18 protein-coding genes are annotated in these 18,426 nt (G+C 54.0%); 11 read left to right on the forward strand and 7 right to left on the reverse strand.

Annotated elements, in window-relative coordinates; genetic code table 11:
- Window positions 1–12 precede the first annotated feature (12 nt).
- Genes M2120_RS00955 through M2120_RS00970 form a run of 4 tightly spaced genes read left to right on the forward strand, consistent with a single transcriptional unit; the run spans window position 13 to window position 2,640 of the window.
- The gene (locus tag M2120_RS00955) at window positions 13–1,224 is read left to right on the forward strand and encodes a phosphoglycerate kinase (RefSeq protein ID WP_280796867.1); all 1,212 of its coding nucleotides are present in this window, start codon (window positions 13–15) and stop codon (window positions 1,222–1,224) included.
- Window positions 1,218–2,003: a triose-phosphate isomerase gene (gene tpiA, locus M2120_RS00960; RefSeq protein WP_280796868.1), complete on the forward strand. Its 786-nt coding sequence runs from the start codon at window positions 1,218–1,220 to the stop codon at window positions 2,001–2,003. The genes M2120_RS00955 and tpiA overlap by 7 nt, the downstream gene beginning before the upstream one ends.
- Before the next feature lie 17 nt (window positions 2,004–2,020).
- Entirely contained in the window at window positions 2,021–2,269 is a 249-nt protein-coding gene (gene secG / locus M2120_RS00965) for a preprotein translocase subunit SecG (RefSeq protein WP_280794800.1), read from the forward strand.
- 2 nt (window positions 2,270–2,271) lie between these two features.
- Complete coding sequence (locus tag M2120_RS00970; RefSeq protein ID WP_096380787.1) at window positions 2,272–2,640, forward strand: RNA polymerase-binding protein RbpA; 369 nt, start codon at window positions 2,272–2,274, stop codon at window positions 2,638–2,640.
- 56 nt (window positions 2,641–2,696) lie between these two features.
- On the opposite strand, the gene pgl is transcribed toward M2120_RS00970, so the two are convergent.
- From pgl to tkt, 6 genes are all read right to left on the reverse strand, one after another.
- Window positions 2,697–3,437 carry a 6-phosphogluconolactonase gene (gene pgl, locus M2120_RS00975; RefSeq protein WP_280796869.1) on the reverse strand — a complete coding sequence of 247 codons (741 nt, stop codon included), beginning with the start codon at window positions 3,435–3,437 and terminating at the stop codon, window positions 2,697–2,699.
- Window positions 3,437–4,375, reverse strand: coding sequence for a glucose-6-phosphate dehydrogenase assembly protein OpcA (locus M2120_RS00980; RefSeq protein ID WP_280796870.1), 939 nt, complete (start codon window positions 4,373–4,375; stop codon window positions 3,437–3,439). The genes pgl and M2120_RS00980 overlap by 1 nt, the downstream gene beginning before the upstream one ends.
- On the reverse strand, window positions 4,372–5,913 hold the full coding sequence (gene zwf / locus M2120_RS00985; RefSeq protein WP_280796871.1) for a glucose-6-phosphate dehydrogenase: 1,542 nt from the start codon (window positions 5,911–5,913) through the stop codon (window positions 4,372–4,374). Before zwf ends, M2120_RS00980 begins: the two co-directional genes overlap by 4 nt.
- A 9-nt stretch (window positions 5,914–5,922) precedes the next feature.
- On the reverse strand, window positions 5,923–7,530 hold the full coding sequence (locus M2120_RS00990) for a glucose-6-phosphate isomerase (protein ID WP_280796872.1): 1,608 nt from the start codon (window positions 7,528–7,530) through the stop codon (window positions 5,923–5,925).
- Window positions 7,531–8,637 carry a transaldolase gene (tal, locus tag M2120_RS00995; RefSeq protein ID WP_280796873.1) on the reverse strand — a complete coding sequence of 369 codons (1,107 nt, stop codon included), beginning with the start codon at window positions 8,635–8,637 and terminating at the stop codon, window positions 7,531–7,533.
- A 94-nt stretch (window positions 8,638–8,731) separates the two neighbouring features.
- The gene (tkt, locus tag M2120_RS01000; RefSeq protein WP_280796874.1) at window positions 8,732–10,825 is read right to left on the reverse strand and encodes a transketolase; all 2,094 of its coding nucleotides are present in this window, start codon (window positions 10,823–10,825) and stop codon (window positions 8,732–8,734) included.
- Window positions 10,826–11,027: 202 nt separating this feature from the next.
- On the opposite strand from tkt, the gene M2120_RS01005 reads away from it, so the two are divergent.
- Entirely contained in the window at window positions 11,028–11,948 is a 921-nt protein-coding gene (locus M2120_RS01005) for a heme o synthase (protein ID WP_280796875.1), read from the forward strand.
- A gap of 10 nt (window positions 11,949–11,958) precedes the next feature.
- Here the strand turns inward: M2120_RS01005 and M2120_RS01010 are convergent, their stop codons facing one another.
- The gene (locus tag M2120_RS01010; RefSeq protein ID WP_280796876.1) at window positions 11,959–12,864 is read right to left on the reverse strand and encodes a COX15/CtaA family protein; all 906 of its coding nucleotides are present in this window, start codon (window positions 12,862–12,864) and stop codon (window positions 11,959–11,961) included.
- A gap of 207 nt (window positions 12,865–13,071) precedes the next feature.
- On the opposite strand from M2120_RS01010, the gene sufB reads away from it, so the two are divergent.
- The 6 genes from sufB (at window position 13,072) to M2120_RS01040 (ending at window position 18,238) form a co-directional block, all read left to right on the forward strand.
- A complete protein-coding gene (gene sufB, locus M2120_RS01015; protein ID WP_280796877.1) occupies window positions 13,072–14,490 on the forward strand; it encodes a Fe-S cluster assembly protein SufB in 1,419 nt (472 codons plus the stop codon).
- Window positions 14,491–15,606 carry a Fe-S cluster assembly protein SufD gene (gene sufD / locus M2120_RS01020; protein WP_280796878.1) on the forward strand — a complete coding sequence of 372 codons (1,116 nt, stop codon included), beginning with the start codon at window positions 14,491–14,493 and terminating at the stop codon, window positions 15,604–15,606. It abuts the gene before it with no gap.
- Entirely contained in the window at window positions 15,606–15,932 is a 327-nt protein-coding gene (locus M2120_RS01025) for a non-heme iron oxygenase ferredoxin subunit (protein ID WP_280796879.1), read from the forward strand. The genes sufD and M2120_RS01025 overlap by 1 nt, the downstream gene beginning before the upstream one ends.
- A 3-nt stretch (window positions 15,933–15,935) precedes the next feature.
- On the forward strand, window positions 15,936–16,691 hold the full coding sequence (sufC, locus tag M2120_RS01030) for a Fe-S cluster assembly ATPase SufC (RefSeq protein ID WP_280796880.1): 756 nt from the start codon (window positions 15,936–15,938) through the stop codon (window positions 16,689–16,691).
- 2 nt (window positions 16,692–16,693) lie between these two features.
- Entirely contained in the window at window positions 16,694–17,023 is a 330-nt protein-coding gene (locus tag M2120_RS01035) for a metal-sulfur cluster assembly factor (RefSeq protein WP_110233148.1), read from the forward strand.
- Between the two features lie 63 nt (window positions 17,024–17,086).
- Window positions 17,087–18,238 carry a cystathionine gamma-synthase gene (locus M2120_RS01040; protein WP_280796881.1) on the forward strand — a complete coding sequence of 384 codons (1,152 nt, stop codon included), beginning with the start codon at window positions 17,087–17,089 and terminating at the stop codon, window positions 18,236–18,238.
- The last annotated feature ends 188 nt before the right edge of the window (window positions 18,239–18,426 follow it).

The following is an 18,426-nucleotide window of genomic DNA, read 5'->3' on the forward strand; positions in this document are numbered from 1 at the left end:
AAAGAATTCAATATGGCACTTCGCACTCTATCTTCGCTCGGTTCGCTTGCTGGCAAGCGTGTTTTGGTTCGCTGTGACCTCAACGTTCCGCTCAAGGATGGTGTGATAACCGACGACGGTCGTATCCGCGCCTCGCTGCCAACATTGAACGCTTTGCTCGATCAGGGCGCCCGTGTCGTGGTGATGAGCCACCTCGGGCGTCCTGACGGAGCTCCCGAGGCTAAATACAGCCTCGAACCTGCAGCAATTCGCCTGGGCGAACTGCTGGGAAAGCCCGTAGCTTTCGCTACTGACACCGTCGGTGAATCTGCTGTGGCAACTGTTACTGCACTGGCTGATGGTCAGATTGCAGTGCTGGAAAACTTGCGTTTCAACCCCGGCGAGACGTCCAAGGATGAGGCAGAGCGTGCAGCTTTTGCAGCACAGATGGCAGAACTAGGTGATGTACTCGTTTCCGATGGTTTTGGTGTTGTTCACCGCAAGCAAGCTTCTGTGTATGACCTGGCCAAGCTGGTTCCCAGCGCAGCAGGTCTGCTCATCGAGACTGAACTCGATGTACTGGACCGTCTGACCGAAAACCCAGAGCGTCCCTACACGGTTGTTCTTGGTGGTTCCAAAGTTTCTGACAAGCTCGGTGTGATCTCTCACCTGCTCCCACGCGTGGACACAATCCTGGTCGGTGGCGGCATGGTCTTCACCTTCCTTGCTGCCCAGGGCTACAAGGTGGGTGCAAGCCTGCTCGAGGTCGATCAGCTGGACACCGTCCGTGGATACATTGCTGATGCCCAGGCTCGTGGAGTGAAGATTATTCTTCCCACCGACATCGTGATGGCCAGCAAGTTTGGTGCTGATGCTGAGCACGTCGTTGCTTCTGCCGATGCACTCGAGGAGACTTCATTCGGTGCAAGCGGCATGGGCCTCGACATTGGCCCAGAGACTGGTAAGGCATTCGCCGAGCAGATTAAGGCGTCCAAGACCGTGTTCTGGAATGGCCCTGCAGGTGTATTTGAAATTCCCGCCTTCGCTGAAGGCACCCGCGCAATCGCACAGGCATTGACCGAGGTCGATGGTCTGAGCGTTGTCGGTGGCGGCGACTCTGCTGCTGCTGTGCGCATTCTTGGTTTCGCAGATGACCAGTTTGGTCACATTTCAACCGGTGGTGGAGCTAGCCTCGAATTCCTCGAGGGCAAGCGTCTGCCTGGCCTGGAGGTCCTCGGATGGTAAACACTCGCACCCCGCTCATCGCGGGTAACTGGAAGATGAACCTGGATCACCTCCAGGCAATTGCTTTCGTTCAGAAGTTGGCTTGGACTCTCAAAGACGCAGGTCACAAATACACCGACGTTGAGGTCTCCGTCTTCCCACCTTTCACCGACATTCGTTCGGTGCAGAACTTGGTTGAAGCAGACAAACTCGAGCTTGCTTACGGTGCACAGGATGTCTCCATGCACGACTCCGGTGCCTACACTGGCGAGATCCCTGGTGGTTTCCTCAAAGCACTGGGCTGCTCTTACGTGATTATTGGTCACTCCGAGCGTCGTCAGTACCACGGTGAAAACGATGAAATCGTGGGAAACAAGGTCAAGGCAGCACTCAAGCACGGTGTTGTTCCCGTTCTCTGTGTTGGTGAGACGGAAGCTGAGCTCGAAGAGTTCGGTCCCTCTGCAGTTCCCGTAGCTCAGCTCAAGAAAGCTCTTGAGGGTGTTTCTCAGGATGCAGATATCGTGATCGCCTATGAACCTGTCTGGGCTATTGGTACCGGCAAGGTTGCTACTGAAGAGCAGGCAGAGGCTGTCTGTTCCGCTATTCGCGTGGCTCTCGGTGAAGTTCTTGGTGACGCTGCTGCGCAGCGCACACGCATCCTCTACGGTGGTTCAGTCAAGGCCAACAACATTGCAGGATTCATGCGTCAGCCCAACATTGACGGTGCACTCGTCGGTGGTGCCAGCCTCGACGTTGCTGAGTTCTCCAGCATCGCTCGTTTCCAGAAGCACGTTATCTAGTCGGGTAGACTGTAGCTATGGAAATTCTTCAGATTGTTCTGCAGGTGCTGCTCGGTATCACGAGCTTGCTCCTCACCCTGCTGATCCTCCTTCACAAGGGTCGCGGTGGTGGCGTCTCTGACATGTTTGGTGGCGGCATGAGCTCGACTCTGGGTTCCTCCGGTGTGGCTGAGCGTAACCTCAACCGCATCACCATCATCTTGGGCCTGATCTGGATCACCTGCATCATCTTGTTGGGCCTCATCACGAAGTTCCAGGGAGCATAACTATGGCATCCGGCGGTAGTGCAATCCGTGGCTCGCGCGTTGGCGCGGGTCCTATGGGTGAACAAGATCACGGTATCCACGCTGAGCGTATTGCTATTTCTTACTGGGATGCTCTCGGTAACGAAACCGTTCGTTACTTCGCAGCGAACCTTCCTGAGGAAGAAATTCCTGAGATCATCGACTGCCCACAGTCAGGTCTTCCCGCAGGTCGCGACAAGGAAAACCCACCAGAGCTGGCAAAGCTTGAGCCTTACAAAACTCACCTTGCTTATGTGAAGGAACGTCGCACTGAGGAAGAGGCTGAGCAGATCCTAGAGGATGCTCTTCACCAGCTCCGTGTTCGTCGCGGAACAGTGAAGCCCACTAAGTAGACCAACGCAAGAACCCCACTCACGCAGTGGGGTTCTTTTTTTATGATCTAGAAGAATTACTCATCTTCTTCGATTAAGCGTGACGCCGCCGCCTCGTCGGTGAAGAACACTGTCTCTTCAATGCCCTCAACGGCGCTCACTGGCGCTTCTGAGGGGTTTTCAGAGGTGAATGCGGCATAGATTGCATCTGCTTTGTCAGCGCCGGAGGCAACGACCCAGACGTTTTTAGAATTGTTGAGTGCAGGCAAGGTCAAACTTATGCGTTCTGCTGGTGGTTTGGGGGAGTTGCGCACTGCAATCACTGCACGGTCATCCACCTCAATACCTTCAAGGCCAGGAAAAAGGCTTGCGATGTGTGCATCTGGTCCCACGCCCAAGAACGTGATGTCGAATTCAGGAAGTTCATGCCAGAATTTTGCCAGTTCGTCATCATAGGCATCAACAGCTTCATCCAGCGTCATGCCAGCATCAGAGGCGGGCATGCGGTGAACATTCTCGGCCGGGATGGGCAGGCGATGGATAAGGGCAGCAGTTGCTTGACCCTCATTACGATCAGCGTGGCCAGCAGGAACAAAACGTTCATCCCCCCACCACAGGTGAATGCGCGACCAATCCAGTTTGTTACCTGGATCGATGTTTTCCAGCAGAGCAATCCCTACGGTTCCACCCGTCAACACCACGTGAACAGTTGGCTGTTCAACCAGGAGCTCTTTGACGGCTTCTTCGAAGATCTCATCAATGTTGTCAATGAGTTCTTGCTTATCTGCATAAGCCTCGAGAGTGGTTTCCTCGCTCATTATGCATGCACCGTGATCTGGGGGAGAGCTTCAGTCACAACACGTCCATAGACCTCATCTGGGTCCAGACGTCTCAGTTCCTCAGCAAGGCAGTCACGCAGGCTTCTGCGCGGCATCGCCAGGTCGTGAGTGGGCTGATTGGGTTGTTTCAGGCGCGCAACAGCAGGCTCAACCCGAGTGAGTTCAATATCGCCCGAGGCGCGGACTAGGCGAACACCGTGAATACCGCCCCAGCTCAGGCCAGTGTGAGTGAGGTCGCAGGAGACGGGAACACCCAGCTGGAGTTGCAACCACGCAGCTAGCATCTTTGCCGAAGGGAAGTCAGGAGTTGATGTGACATGAGCTTCGGTAATGGGCTCATATGGTGGCTGGTCAAGTACTGCTGCCAGCTGCGTGCGCCAGAGTGTCAATCGAGTCCAGGCAAAGTCAGCATCTCCAGGAGCGTAGGTCTTGGAAAGGTCAGCCAGGGCAGCAATAGGGTCTTGCTGTGATGCGGCATCGGTGATGCGGCACTGTGCAATCTTGCCCAGGGGAGATTCAGATACCTTCTCTGGTGCAATGCCTGGCCACCAGGCAACAACGGGAGTGTCAGGAAGTAGCAGTCCGGTTACCAGGCCTTGCTCGTCAGAACCGACCTTGCCATAAGCGCGAAGCACAATAACTTCACTGGCTCCGGCGTCGCCTCCGACACGAACCTCAGCATCAAGGCGGTTCGAAATCGAGTGCTCGGGCTCAATGATGGACAGCACGATCACACGCATGGGGTGCTCACGAGAAGCCTCGTTCGCTGCCGCGATGGCTTCCTCTTCTTCACCGATTGTGGTGGAGATGAGCAGGGTGAGAACGCGACCCAGTGCAACTGCACCACCTTCTTCGCGCAGGTTGACCAGTTCTTTGGCAACCTTCGCTGTGGTGGTGTTTGGGAGTTCGAGAATCATGGACGTCTCCAAACGCGGCCGTCACGGGCCATGAGGGCATCGGCAGAGGCAGGTCCCCACGTTCCTGGAGCATATTGCTCAGGCTGTCCTTGGGTTTCCCAGAATTCTTCAATGGGGTCGAGAATCTTCCAGCTCAGTTCCACCTCTTCGTGACGGGGGAATAGGGGAGGATCGCCGAGCAGAACATCCAAAATAAGACGCTCATATGCTTCAGGGCTTGCTTCGGTGAAGGCGTGGCCATAGCCAAAGTCCATTGTCACGTCGCGAACTTGCATACCAGCACCAGGGACCTTGGATCCGAAACGAATCGTCACACCCTCATCTGGCTGAACACGAATCACGAGGGCATTTTGTCCCAACGCAGAAGTCTGGTGGTCAGCAAAAAGATACTGGGGAGCTCGTTTAAACACCACGGCAATTTCTGTCACGCGACGGCCCAGACGCTTGCCTGCGCGCAGATAGAAGGGAACACCTGCCCAGCGGCGCGTGCCAATATCGAGGCGCATTGCGGCATAGGTTTCTGTGACGGACTGAGGGTTCATGCCCTCTTCGTCCAAGAAACCAATGACTTCTTCGCCACCTTGCCAGCCGCTGGCGTATTGGCCACGTGCTGTTGCTTCAGCCAGGTTCTCGGGCAAGCGAACAGCTGCCAATACCTTTTCCTTTTCAGCCCGTAGATCTTCTGCATCGAAGGAGATGGGTTCTTCCATCGCCGTCAGCGCGAGAAGCTGGAGGAGGTGGTTCTGAATCACGTCACGTGCTGCACCAATGCCGTCGTAGTAACCGGCACGACCGCCAACACCGATGTCTTCGGCCATAGTGATCTGGACGTGGTCAACGTGCTCGGCATTCCACAATGGTTCAAACAGTTGGTTAGCAAAGCGCAAGGCAAGAATGTTTTGAACGGTTTCTTTACCCAGGTAGTGGTCAATGCGGAAAATGGAGTCTGCCGGGAAAACAGATTCGACAACTTTATTGAGTTCGCGGGCAGTCTTGAGGTCACTACCAAAAGGCTTCTCAATGACCACGCGGCGCCACTGGCCCTCAATTTCCTCTGCCAAACCTGAACGCTTGAGCTGCGAGACAACCTCGGGGAATGAGCGAGGTGGAACAGAAAGATAGAACGCATGGTTACCCATGGTTCCGCGCTTCTCATCGAGCTCAGCAATGGTCTTCTTTAGGCGATCAAATGCCTTGTCATCGTTGAATTCACCCTGAACAAAGCGAATACCCTTAGCCAGCTGGTCCCAGACTTCTTCACGGAACTCGGTGCGGGCATATTGCTTGACAGAGTCGTGAACCACCTGGGCGAAGTCTTGATCTTCCCAGTCGCGGCGGGCAAAGCCCACGAGTGCGAACCCGGGAGGAAGCAGACCGCGGTTGGCGAGGTCATAGACCGCTGGCATGAGTTTCTTGCGCGCCAAGTCACCGGTCACACCAAAAAGCACCAACCCACATGGGCCAGCAATCCGGTTGAGACGGCGGTCTTCAGCAACGCGGAGAGGGTTGTTCTCCGGAGTGATGTCAACAGGTGACATGAAAGTCCTTTAGTTGAAGGCTGCGAACAGGTGTTCGAGTTCAGTATCTGGGTTAGTCAAGGTGAGAGTGAGGACGGGACGACCGTGATCGGCCAGCACGTTCGCATCACCAGCAGCCTGGGCAGCGATGAGCTGACCGAAGCTGAAGGGGCGCTCAGGAATCACAACGTCACCATCGGGTGCTTGAAGAATCTGAATGAATACGCCCACTGCTGGACCACCCTTGTGGAATTGTCCGGTGGAGTGCAGGAAGCGTGGTCCCCAGCCGAAGGTAACCGGGCGTCCTGCACGTGCTGCGACCAGGTCGCGAACACCGTGCAACTGGGGGTAGTTTGCGCGGTCAACATATGCCTGAACGGAGAGGTAACCATCTTCAGGAAGTTGCGTCAGGACTGCGGTGATAGCTTCACGAACAGTCTTGGCATCTCCAAGATCACCGTGGGCACGAACTTCAATGCCTTTGTCGGTGAACAATGGCTCAGTGGGTGCTGGGCGGTTATCAAGCAGAGCACGCGCGGCAACCTTGGCAGATTCAACATCTGGCTGGTCGAAGGGGTTGATGCCCAACAGGCGGCCTGCAACAGCAGTTGCATACTCAAACACCAAGAACATGGCGCCCAAGGTGCCAGAAACGAGGATTTCACCCTCGTGCTTGTCGCGGTTGAGCAGGTGGAATTCGTGCGCATCATCGACCAGGCGCAACACCTGAACATCTGAATAGCCGGCAGACAGCTCGGGTGACACAACATCGAGAACAACAGGAAGAATTCCTGTTCCTTCCTTACCGGTGGATTCCGCAATGAGCTGTTCTGCCCAATCTGGGAAACCAACCAGGTGTGTGCCATCGGTGACAAGCGCAAGCTTGTTTTTCAAAGGTGATGTTCCTGCGATTGCCGCACCCAGAATTAAACCTGGGTTTTCTGGCTGGTCAACAGCGAGGTCAATAGAGATGGCCTCTGCTTCGTTAAGGAGCTCAGCAATATCAACACCAGCCAGACCAGAGGGAACCAGACCAAAAGCAGTGAGAGCGGAGAAACGTCCACCCACATTGGGGTCTGCGTTGAATACACGGTAACCAGCTTCACGTGCTGACTTATCCAGTGGTGAACCTGGGTCGGTCACGATGATGATGCGCTGAAGTGGATCAATGCCCACAGCCGCAAAAGCTGCCTCGTAGATGCGCTTTTGGCTATCGGTCTCGACTGTTCCACCAGACTTGCTGGAAATAACAACTGCGGTGGTTTCGAGGCGGTCAGTGATAGCTGCCTTGATCTGGCCAGGTTCTGTTGAATCCAGCACAGTCAGTTCAGCCTGCATAGTCGCAGTAATGACTTCGGGAGCCAGGGAAGAACCGCCCATGCCGCCAAGGACAATGTGATTCACGCCCTGGGCGCGCAGCTCATCACGCAGTGCTTCGATCTCAGCAACCAGCGGGCGAGAAACCGAGACAGATTCGGTCCATCCCAGACGAATTGCAGATTCTGCTTCAGCAGCTTTGCCCCAGAGGGCGGGGTCTTGAGCGGTAATGCTCGAGGCAACTAAATCAGCAACGAGCTGTGGGACATGCTTTTCAACAGCTGCTTCAGCAGCTCCTGAAACTTTGATGCGGAATGACATTTATGCTCCTGCCAAAGCAGTGTTGACGGTTTCGAGGAGTTCTCCCCACGAAATGATGAACTTAGATACACCTTCAGATTCAAGAAGGTTGGTGACGTCTTCGAAGTCCACACCTACGGCAGCAAGATCAGCAAAGAGCTGCTTGGCGCTGGCGTAATTGGGGGTGATGGTGTCACCGGTGACCACACCGTGGTCAAAGGTGGCATCCAGGGTCTTTTCTGGCATGGTGTTCACGATGCCTGCTGCAACCAGCTCGGTGACATAGAGAGTGTCAGGAAGAGAAGGGTCCTTCACACCAGTGGATGCCCAGAGTGGACGCTGAACATTTGCACCAGCAGCAAGAAGTGCTGCAGCACGCTCAGTGTCGAACATGTTCTCAAAGAGTTCATAGGCCAGGCGAGCGTTTGCAAGGCCTGCCTGTGACTTGAGAGCCAATGCCTCAGGGGTGCCAATAGCGTTCAGGCGGTTGTCTACCTCAGAGTCAACGCGAGAAACGAAGAAGGAACCTACCGAGTGGATCTGTGAAAGGTCATGGCCGTTAGCCTGGGCCTTTTCAAGACCTGCGAGGTAAGCGTTGATGACAGCTTCGTAGCGCTCAAGCGAGAAGATGAGGGTGACGTTTACCGAGATGCCCGCAGCAATAACCTCAGTGATGGCGTCAAGGCCTGCAAGGGTTGCAGGAATCTTGATCAGGGCATTGGGCTTGTTGACCTTTGCCCACAAGCGTTTTGCTTCCTCAACAGTTCCAGGGGCATCGTGAGCAAGTGTGGGGGACACTTCAATAGAGACGCGACCATCAACACCGTGAGTTGCATCAAATACGCCACGGAAAATATCGCAGGCATCTGCCACATCATCTGTGGTGATATCGAAAACTGCTGCTTCAGCATCTGCACCGGCAGCTGCCAGCTTCTTCACCTGTGCTGCGTAGCTTTCACCGTTAGTCAATGCGCCAGCAAAAATAGTGGGGTTTGTGGTCACTCCCACAACATTCTTTTCTGCAATGAGTGCCTGGAGGTTGCCAGAAGTGATGCGCTCACGGGAGAGGTCATCGAGCCAAATGCTGACGCCGGCTGCGGACAGTTGTGCGGTGGGGGTGTTCGACATGAACCTGTGTTCTCCTTGGAGGGTGATGGAGCTGATCTGTTTGAAGTTGTAACGCGGGGTGTGACGAGTTATTCCTCACACCCCACGAGATGTATTACTGCGCTGCGAGTGAGTCCTTTGCAGCTGCAACGACTGCCTCGGTTGTGATACCGAACTTGGTGAACAAGGTCTTGTAATCTGCTGACGCGCCGAAGTGTTCGATGGATACGCTGCGACCTGCAGTTCCGACAATCTTGTCCCACGTCAGAGACAGGCCAGCCTCAACGGAGACACGTGCGGTGACAGCCTTGGGGAGGACGCTCTCCTGGTAGGCGGGGCTTTGCTCGTGGAACCATTCGAGGCAAGGGACAGAAACAACGCGTGCCTGGATACCATCTGCGGCAAGCTGCTCGCGTGCCGCAACAGCAAGCTGAACTTCAGAACCGGTTGCAATCAAGATCACATCAGGGTTGCCGTTAGCAGCGTCAACGAGTGTGTAAGCACCCTTGGCAGTGTTGCGGGCGTGTGCGAAAGTTTCGCCAGTTGCCTCACCTTCACCACGAGGGAACACAGGAATGTTCTGACGGGTCAGAGCAATACCGGCAGGTCCATTGCGACGCTCAAGGATTGTCTTCCACGCATATGCAACCTCGTTGGCATCTGCGGGGCGAACTACATCAAGCTCAGGAATTGCACGCAGGGTTGCGAGCTGTTCAATGGGCTGGTGAGTCGGGCCATCTTCACCCAGGGCTACAGAGTCGTGAGTCCAGACGAAGATCGAAGGAACCTTCATCAACGCTGCCAAGCGCACAGCAGGGCGCATGTAGTCGCTGAAGATAAGGAAGGTTCCGCCGTAGGCGCGGGTCTTGCCGTGGAGTGCAATACCGTTCAGGATTGCGCCCATGGCGTGCTCGCGAATACCGAAGTGCAGCACACGACCGTAGTTATCTCCAGTCCATTCGTGGGTTGACCACTGTGCTGGAACGAAGGACTTTGCTCCTTCAAGGGTGGTGTTGTTGGACTCTGCGAGGTCAGCAGAACCACCCCAGAGTTCAGGAATCACACCACCGAGAGCGTTGAGCACCTTGCCGGATGCGGCGCGGGTGGAAACTTCGGTTCCACCGTCAAATACGGGAAGAGCAGCTTCAACACCGTCGGGGAGCTGACCTGCCTCGAGACGGTCAAGAAGCTTCTTGTTCTCAGGGTTTGCTGCTGCCCAAGCATCGAAGCTCTTCTGCCATTCGGCACGCTCTGCAGCTCCCTTGGCAACAGCCTTACGGGTGTGTTCAATGACTTCTGCTTCGACCTGGAAGCTCTGCTCAGGATCAAAGCCAAGAACTTCCTTGAGGCCCTTGAGCTCGTCCGCACCCAAAGCAGAACCGTGGATTTTTCCAGTGTTCTGCTTCTTAGGCGAAGGCCAACCAATGATGGTCTTCAAAATGATCAGTGATGGCTTGTCCGTGACCGCCTTGGCAGCTTCAATAGCATCGTTGAGAGCATCCACGTCTTCGACATAAACGCCGGTCTTTTTCCAGTCCACAGTCTGTACGTGCCAGTCGTAGGACTCGTAACGCTTGGCAACATCCTCGGTGAAAGCAATAGTGGTGTCATCTTCGATTGAAATCTGGTTCGAGTCGTAGATGGCGATGAGGTTACCAAGCTGTTGGTGACCCGCCAGTGAGGATGCCTCAGCTGTGACACCTTCTTGAAGGTCGCCATCGCCGGCGATGACATACACAAAGTGGTCGAAGGGGCTGGTGCCTGCAGCGGCGTTCGGGTCAAACAATCCGCGCTCGAAGCGAGATGCGTAGGCAAAGCCAACAGCAGAAGCCAAGCCCTGACCCAGAGGTCCGGTGGTGATTTCTACACCCTTGGTGTGACCGTATTCGGGGTGTCCTGGGGTCAGTGATCCCCAGGTGCGCAATGCCTTGAGGTCGTCGAGTTCGAGGCCGTATCCGTTCAAGTAGAGCTGAACATACTGGGTAAGCGAGGAGTGACCGACAGAAAGAATGAAGCGGTCGCGTCCAATCCACTGGTCATCCAGTGGGTCGCGACGCATGACCTTGTTCCAGAGCAAGTATGCGGCGGGAGCGAGGCTCATCGCGGTACCGGGGTGACCGTTTCCCACCTTCTCAACTGCGTCAGCGGCCAGTACACGCGCGGTGTCAACTGCCTTGTTGTCTAATTCGGACCAGTCGAGCTGCGCCATGTTTTTTATCGGCCTTCCGTTTTTCCGTGAGGGGAGGTGAGGGAGAGAATTTACGATGGCCGGAAAAACTGACCATGCATGCCTAAATAGGCTCCTCTAAGTATAGGCAGTTACACGCTTACGCCGACGGGGAACGTGCCAGATGTCGAACCATTACCTCCCGTAGACTTGTCGCTTACGCGCACTGATCACGTGAGGACTCATGAACGCTTCCGAATCTGGCACCCCAGCGGTGTCCAAGGTCGGTATTAAGCGCAAAGTCTCCGCATATGTCTCGCTGACCAAGCCCCGCGTGATGGAGCTGCTTCTTGCCGTAACCATCCCGACCATGTTCTTGGCTCAAGAGGGCATCCCCAACTTGTGGTTGGTGTTGGTTGTACTCCTCGGCGGAATGATGAGCGCTGGTTCGGCTGGAACCTTCAATTGCTACATCGATCGCGATATTGATCGCCTCATGAACCGCACCAAAGGTCGTCCATTGGTAACCGGTGAAATCTCTGACCGCGAAGCACTCGTTTTTGCCTGGGTGTTGGCCATTATCTCCACGCTGTGGTTCCTGCTCTTCACAAATGTGTTGGCAGCGTCACTATCTGTTTCTGCCATCGCCTTCTACGTCATCATCTACAGCCTGGTTTTAAAGCGTCGCACTCCACAAAACATCGTCTGGGGCGGCGCTGCAGGAGGTTTCCCCGTGCTGATTGGCTGGGCAGCGGTGACCGGTTCACTGACCTGGACGCCAGTTGTGCTGTTCCTGATTATCTTCTTGTGGACACCACCGCACTACTGGCCGCTGTCGTGGCGTTACCGGGACGACTACAAGAACGCCAACGTTCCTATGCTGACCGTGGTGCGCGGACGTGTCACAGTTGGTCTACAGATTGTGCTCTATGCCTGGGCAACCTTTGCGGCAACACTGCTGCTGGTACCCATCGGGCACATGGGGTGGACCTACACGGCGATTGCCTTAGTTTCAGGTATCTGGTTTGTTGCAGAAAGCCACATGCTTTACTCACGTGCTCTGCGTCATGAAGATCCCAAGCCCATGCGCTTGTTCCACTTCTCCAACGGCTATCTCTCGCTGATATTCCTTGCGGTAGCGATTGACGCACTGCTGCCGTTCTAGACAGCTGGAACTACTGTGCAGGCTTGCGCAGATTGAGCAGTGCGTAAGTAGTTGCTGAGGCAACTAAGCACGCCAGCAGCATATGAATGCCCACCAGGAGTGGGGGCAGTCCCGTGCGGGCCTGAATAATGCCAACCGTGATTTGAGCTGCGTTGACCACCAACAAGATCAGGAGAGCATTGCGTTCAGCAATGAACGAACCACGTACTGCCAGAACAAGTGCCAACAGGGTCAAGCCCACTGCAACATAGGCGGGGTAGGAGTGGAGAGTTTGGAGAATCCCTCCATCTAGACCATTACGAGGTGCATCTGCATCTCCCGCGTGAGGGCCAGAACCAGTCGTCAAAATACCCAAAATAATGGTGGCGATTTGGAATACCGCAGCGACCCACACAACCCAGGGGAGTGTTCCCACAAGAGGAGTCATAATCCAGCTGCGGGGAGCATTGCCGTGATAGACACGGAAAACCAACATGGTGGAGAGAACCACCATCACGATTGAAACGATGAAGTGCAGACCCACCACATAGGGGTTGAGCTGCATTAGCACAGAAATACCACCAATGACTGCCTGAGCAGGGATTCCTAGGCCAATTAGCAAGGTCAGCCAGAACAAATCTTTCCGGTTCTTGCGCATGCGGAAAACAAGGGCGAATGTCACAACAGCCACAATGACCAAAACAAAGGTGAGCAGGCGGTTACCAAACTCGATAATCCCGTGAATTCCCATTTCCGGGGTGGTGACCAACGACTCTTCCGTGCAGGTAGGCCAGGTAGGGCATCCGAGGCCACTTGCCGTCAAACGAACAGCACCACCGGTGACCACAATCAGGATCTGAACTACCCACGTGGTCCAGGCAGCAATCCGAACTTTGCGGTCAATAGCGGTGGGGAACCAGTTCACAAAAGCACTCACGGGGAATAGACCTTCTCAAAGTTGTGTTGTTCGCTGATGAAGAACGGAAAAACCCTGTCTAATTCAACGAACTAAGGTTAGGCTAAGTAAGTTCAATGTAATCGTGCGTAAGCCGATATCTCGAGGGCGAGAACATGCGATTGTGACGCGGTTTTCGCGACAAATCGTGCGTTCTCTTTCCAGTTTAGATTCGATAGGAAGAGTGCCATGTCAGACATCCTGATTGACCGGCCCGAACTTGAGGGCATTGGCCAATACGAATTCGGTTGGCACGACAAAGATTCAGCTGGTGCAAGCGCTCGCCGAGGTATCAGCAATGAGGTCGTAGCGGACATATCTGGCCTGAAGAATGAGCCCGAGTGGATGCTCAAGATGCGTCTGAAGGCTTACGAAATCTTTGGCCGCAAGCCCATGCCGAACTGGGGTGCTGACCTCTCCGGTATCGACTTCGACAACATCAAGTACTTTGTCCGTTCAACGGAACGACAGGCTCAAACCTGGGAAGACCTTCCGGACGAAATCAAGGACACCTACGAGAAGCTTGGTATTCCTGAAGCAGAACGTCAGCGCTTGGTTGCTGGTGTTGCAGCTCAGTATGAATCTGAGGTTGTGTATCACCAGATCAATGAAGAACTCGAGCGTCAAGGCGTCATCTTCATGGATACCGATACTGCGTTGAAAGAACACCCCGAATTCTTCGAAGAATACTTCGGCACTGTTATCCCTTCTGGCGATAACAAGTTTGCTGCACTCAACACCGCCGTGTGGTCTGGTGGCTCTTTTGTCTACGTTCCACCGGGGGTGCACGTAGAAATTCCTCTGCAGGCCTATTTCCGAATCAACACCGAAAACATGGGCCAGTTCGAGCGCACCCTCATCATTGCGGACGAAGGAAGCTACGTGCACTACATCGAAGGATGTACTGCACCGATCTACAAGAGCGACTCACTCCACTCTGCCGTGGTGGAAATCATCGTGAAGAAGAACGCACGTGTTCGCTACACAACGATCCAAAACTGGTCCAACAACGTCTACAACCTGGTTACCAAGCGTGCCATTGCTCACGAGGGTGCAACCATGGAGTGGATTGATGGAAACTTGGGATCCAAGGTCACCATGAAATACCCCTCGGTCTACCTCGTCGGCGAGGGGGCTAAGGGTGAAACTCTGTCCATTGCCTTCGCCGGTCCTGGGCAGCACCAAGACGCCGGAGCCAAGATGATTCACATGGCTCCAAACACTCAGAGTTCCATCGTCTCCAAGTCGATTGCTCGTGGTGGTGGACGTGCAGGTTATCGCGGAGAAATCCGGGTAGATGCCAATGCTCACAACTCGGCCAACACAGTACGTTGTGACGCATTGTTGGTGGACACGCAGTCGCGTTCAGATACTTACCCCGCTATTGACATTCGTGTTGATGACGTACTTCTCGGTCACGAAGCAACCGTGTCCAAGGTGAGTGAAGATCAACTCTTCTATCTCATGAGCCGAGGGCTTGAAGAAGATGAGGCGATGGCAATGATCGTGCGTGGGTTTATTGAGCCCATCTCTCGTGAACTTCCGATGGAATATGCACTAGAGCTCAACAAGCTGATTGAAATCGGCATGGAAGGATCCGTGGGCTAAGTGACTGTTCCTGTACAAGTTCGTTCTGCGCGCCCGAAATCAACCAATCCTGCTGATTTTGATGCCGTAACCGGTCGTGAACTCGATTGGAAGTTTTCCCCTGTAGCAAAGCTCCAGGACCTCATCTCTGGTGAGCTTGACGGCTCACATTTTGACTATCACGCGCCAGAAACCGCGGGGGTATCACTCTCGTGGATTCCTTCGACAGATCCTCGTGTTGGTGTTGCAGGACTGCCAGAAGACAAGGCTTCGGCAAATGCATGGGCAACAGCCTCAGAAGTGCTCCTCGTTTCTCTTACTTCAGAAAACGTGACCGAAATTACGATTACTCGTGATGCATTGGGTACGACTGCACGTGCAGCACACATCCTCATTGAGGCTGCGCCTTTTTCAAAATCAACCGTCATCTTGCAAAACAGTGGCGATGCTCGTTTGGTTGAGAATGTTGAAATCCTTGTTGGCGCAGAAGCTCAGCTCAATGTCATTACCGTTCAAGAGTGGAACGATGACGCACTACATTTGGCCAGCCACTTTTCTCGCGTAGGGCGCAATGCCACCTTGCAACACAGCATTGTCTCTCTGACCGGTGAAGTTATCCGGGTTAACCCATCTGCTCATCTTGCAGAAGACGGGTCCTCGGTCACCATGCTGGGAGTTTACTTTGCTGATGCCCACCAGCACATTGAGCAGCAGGTGTATGTCAACCACGATGCACCCCACTCCAAGAGTCGTGTGACCTACAAGGGCGCTCTTCAAGGTGAGGGTGCTCGCACCGTGTGGATCGGTGACGTGCTCATCGGGAACAAAGCAACGGGTACTGACTCTTACGAGCAGAACCGTAACCTGATGCTCACCGATGGGACACGTGCAGACTCCATTCCTAACCTCGAGATTGAAACCGGTGACATTGCTGGAGCTGGACACGCTTCTGCAACCGGTCGTTTCGATGATGAGCAGCTCTTTTATCTGCAGGCACGTGGCATCAGCGAAGAGGAAGCTCGTCGACTGGTTGTGCGCGGATTCTTGAATGAAGTGGTGCAGCAGCTGGGTGTTCCTGCACTGTCTGAACGCATTGAGGCATACCTCAGTGCTGAGCTGGAAGCAGGAGTGAAGTAATGGCTGCAGAAAAGGTATGCGCAGCGAGTGAGCTCGTGCTCAATCAGGCAAAGAAGGTTGTTGTCGGGGGTATCCCTGTGGCCCTCGTGCTCGATGCTGCTGGAGACATTCACGCCATCGGTGACACCTGCACCCACGGAGATATTTCTCTCTCCGAAGGATTCGTCGAGGACGACACCTTGGAATGCTGGGCTCACGGATCAAAGTTTGAACTCACCACAGGCAAGCCTTTGACGCTGCCTGCCTATGAACCAGTACCTGTTTTTGTTGTCGAGGTTATCGACGGCGATATTTTCATTGACCCCACCGTCACGAAAGAGATCTAAGCCATGTCAACACTGAAGATCACCGACCTGCACGTCAGCGTTGAGACCGATCAGGGCACCAAGCAGATTCTGCGTGGGGTCAACTTGGAAATCAACTCGGGCGAGACTCACGCAATCATGGGCCCTAACGGCTCAGGTAAGTCGACACTGGCCTACACAATTGCTGGCCACCCCAAGTACACCGTGGACAGCGGATCTATCACCCTCGATGGTGAAGACGTCCTTGAGATGAGTGTTGATGAGCGTGCAAAGGCAGGATTGTTCCTGGCAATGCAGTACCCCGTAGAAATCCCAGGAGTCACAGTCACCAACTTCCTGCGCACCGCAAAGACCGCGATTGATGGTGAAGCTCCATCACTTCGTAACTGGATTAAAGAAGTTCGCGAGTCGATGGCCAACCTCAAGATGGATGCCAGCTTCTCCGAACGTAACGTCAATGAGGGCTTCTCTGGTGGAGAGAAGAAGCGTCACGAGATCTTGCAGCTTGAACTTCTCAAGCCTAAGTTCGCTGTTCTCGATGAAACCGACTCAGGTTTGGACGTTGACGCTCTCAAGATTGTTTCCGAAGGCGTGAACCGCGCGAAGGAAAACACAGGCATGGGTGTGTTGTTGATCACTCACTACACTCGCATTCTGCGCTACATCAAGCCAGAGTTTGTGCACGTATTTGTGAACGGCAAGGTTGCAGAAGAAGGCGGACCTGAGCTGGCAGACCGACTAGAGTCTGAAGGCTACGACCGTTACACCGAGATTGCTTAAGAATGTCCTCTGAACTCTCTGACGACCGCTATAACGAGTGCATTGATGCACTCAAAGAGGTCATGGACCCCGAACTAGGTATCAACATTGTTGACCTGGGGCTCATCTATGACCTCAAGTGGGATGACGAGAACGATGCACTGATTATTCATATGACCCTCACCAGTGCTGGCTGCCCGTTGACAGATGTTATTGAAGAGCAGACTGCTCAGGCGCTGGATAACGTTGTTGATGCTTTCCGCATTAACTGGGTGTGGATGCCACCATGGGGCCCAGAAAAAATCACTGACGACGGCCGAGAAATGATGCGCGCTCTCGGATTCTCCATCTAAGAGTCGTAACAATTCTGGAAAGAAATTTTTCACAATTTCTTCCCACCCTTTAGCCTTGAGAACATGCCTCAGGGATTCAACACGCGATCGATTCACGCTGGTCAACAATCAGACCCGACAACCGGGTCTGTCGTGCCACCGATCTATCTCTCCTCAACCTTTGAGCAGCACGTCCCAGGGACACCGCTGAATGGGTTCGAATACTCGCGCTGCGATAACCCCACACGCACCTCACTTCAGGAAAACCTCGCCTCACTTGAAGGTGGATTACTGGCATATTCCTTTGCCAGCGGTATGGCTGCGGAAGATGCCTTCTTGCGTGCTGTGCTCAAGCCAGGCGATCACATTGTTCTAGGAAACGATGCTTATGGTGGCTCGTACCGCGCGATTGACCAGGTTTATGGTGCGTGGGGAGTGACGAACACCTGCATCGATTTCTCTGACCTCAGCTTTGTCGAAGAGGTTATCTCCAAGACCAAGCCTCGGTTAGTGCGGATAGAAACTCCGACAAACCCTCTGATGAACATTGTGGACATTGAAGCTGTGTCTGACATTGCTCACAAACACCATGCACTTGTGCTGGTGGATAACACCTTCGCAACCCCAGCTCTTCAGCGTCCGCTGGAGTTAGGTGCTGATGTCATCTTGCACAGCACGACCAAATACCTCGGTGGTCACAGTGATGTTGTCGGTGGCGCAATTGTGCTCAAAGATGGCGAATTGGCAGAAAAAGTTGCCCAGATTCAAAACTGGCTTGGTGCAATTTCCTCACCCTTCGATGCGTATCTGACCATGCGTGGAATCAAGACTTTGGGTGTGCGCATGGAACGCCACTCGAGTAATGCGATGGCACTGGCCGAGCGTTTTGAAAACCACAAGGCAGTCGAGAAGATTCTTTACCCTGGACTTCCAACTCACCCTGGGCACGATGTTGCCAAGCGCCAAATGTCACTCTTTGGCGGCATGATGTCTATTCAGCTCGTCGGAGGTCAGAAGGCAGCTGCAAGCCTTTTGACGAACACCAAACTCTTCACTCTTGCGCCCTCACTGGGCGGGGTGGAGTCACTGATCGAGCACCCTGGTTTGATGACCCACCACTCGGTTGAAGGTACAGCGCTAGAGGTTCCAGCCAACCTTGTTCGGGTGAGTGTCGGCATTGAAGACATTGATGATCTGATCGAAGACCTTGCGCAAGCACTGGATTCTCTGCTCTAATCAGTAGTCGCGAAAACGCGAGAACCTACAGGTTGATCTGTTCGTCGCACCCCTGCGACATTTCACCTGTATAAAGCGAAAGCCCCTGACAATTGCGTCAGGGGCTTTCGTGTTTATCCTCAACACTACGTAATGTTGAGTCCTGTTCCTTGGTAATTGGAAACTTGTCAGTAAAGCTGGGGATATGA

It is taken from the genome of Aurantimicrobium minutum, from assembly GCF_029893825.1.
Lineage (GTDB): Bacteria > Actinomycetota > Actinomycetes > Actinomycetales > Microbacteriaceae > Aurantimicrobium > Aurantimicrobium minutum_C.

Excerpts from the sequence above, each read along its gene's own strand:
- M2120_RS00955 (WP_280796867.1), top strand. The coding sequence starts at position 13 with ATGGCACTTCGCACTCTATCTTCGCTCGGTTCGCTTGCTGGCAAGCGT.
- tpiA (WP_280796868.1), top strand. The coding sequence starts at position 1,218 with ATGGTAAACACTCGCACCCCGCTCATCGCGGGTAACTGGAAGATGAAC.
- secG (WP_280794800.1), top strand. The coding sequence starts at position 2,021 with ATGGAAATTCTTCAGATTGTTCTGCAGGTGCTGCTCGGTATCACGAGC.
- M2120_RS00970 (WP_096380787.1), top strand. The coding sequence starts at position 2,272 with ATGGCATCCGGCGGTAGTGCAATCCGTGGCTCGCGCGTTGGCGCGGGT.
- pgl (WP_280796869.1), bottom strand. The coding sequence starts at position 3,437 with ATGAGCGAGGAAACCACTCTCGAGGCTTATGCAGATAAGCAAGAACTC.
- M2120_RS00980 (WP_280796870.1), bottom strand. The coding sequence starts at position 4,375 with ATGATTCTCGAACTCCCAAACACCACCACAGCGAAGGTTGCCAAAGAA.
- zwf (WP_280796871.1), bottom strand. The coding sequence starts at position 5,913 with ATGTCACCTGTTGACATCACTCCGGAGAACAACCCTCTCCGCGTTGCT.
- M2120_RS00990 (WP_280796872.1), bottom strand. The coding sequence starts at position 7,530 with ATGTCATTCCGCATCAAAGTTTCAGGAGCTGCTGAAGCAGCTGTTGAA.
- tal (WP_280796873.1), bottom strand. The coding sequence starts at position 8,637 with ATGTCGAACACCCCCACCGCACAACTGTCCGCAGCCGGCGTCAGCATT.
- tkt (WP_280796874.1), bottom strand. The coding sequence starts at position 10,825 with ATGGCGCAGCTCGACTGGTCCGAATTAGACAACAAGGCAGTTGACACC.
- M2120_RS01005 (WP_280796875.1), top strand. The coding sequence starts at position 11,028 with ATGAACGCTTCCGAATCTGGCACCCCAGCGGTGTCCAAGGTCGGTATT.
- sufB (WP_280796877.1), top strand. The coding sequence starts at position 13,072 with ATGTCAGACATCCTGATTGACCGGCCCGAACTTGAGGGCATTGGCCAA.
- M2120_RS01025 (WP_280796879.1), top strand. The coding sequence starts at position 15,606 with ATGGCTGCAGAAAAGGTATGCGCAGCGAGTGAGCTCGTGCTCAATCAG.
- sufC (WP_280796880.1), top strand. The coding sequence starts at position 15,936 with ATGTCAACACTGAAGATCACCGACCTGCACGTCAGCGTTGAGACCGAT.
- M2120_RS01035 (WP_110233148.1), top strand. The coding sequence starts at position 16,694 with ATGTCCTCTGAACTCTCTGACGACCGCTATAACGAGTGCATTGATGCA.
- M2120_RS01040 (WP_280796881.1), top strand. The coding sequence starts at position 17,087 with ATGCCTCAGGGATTCAACACGCGATCGATTCACGCTGGTCAACAATCA.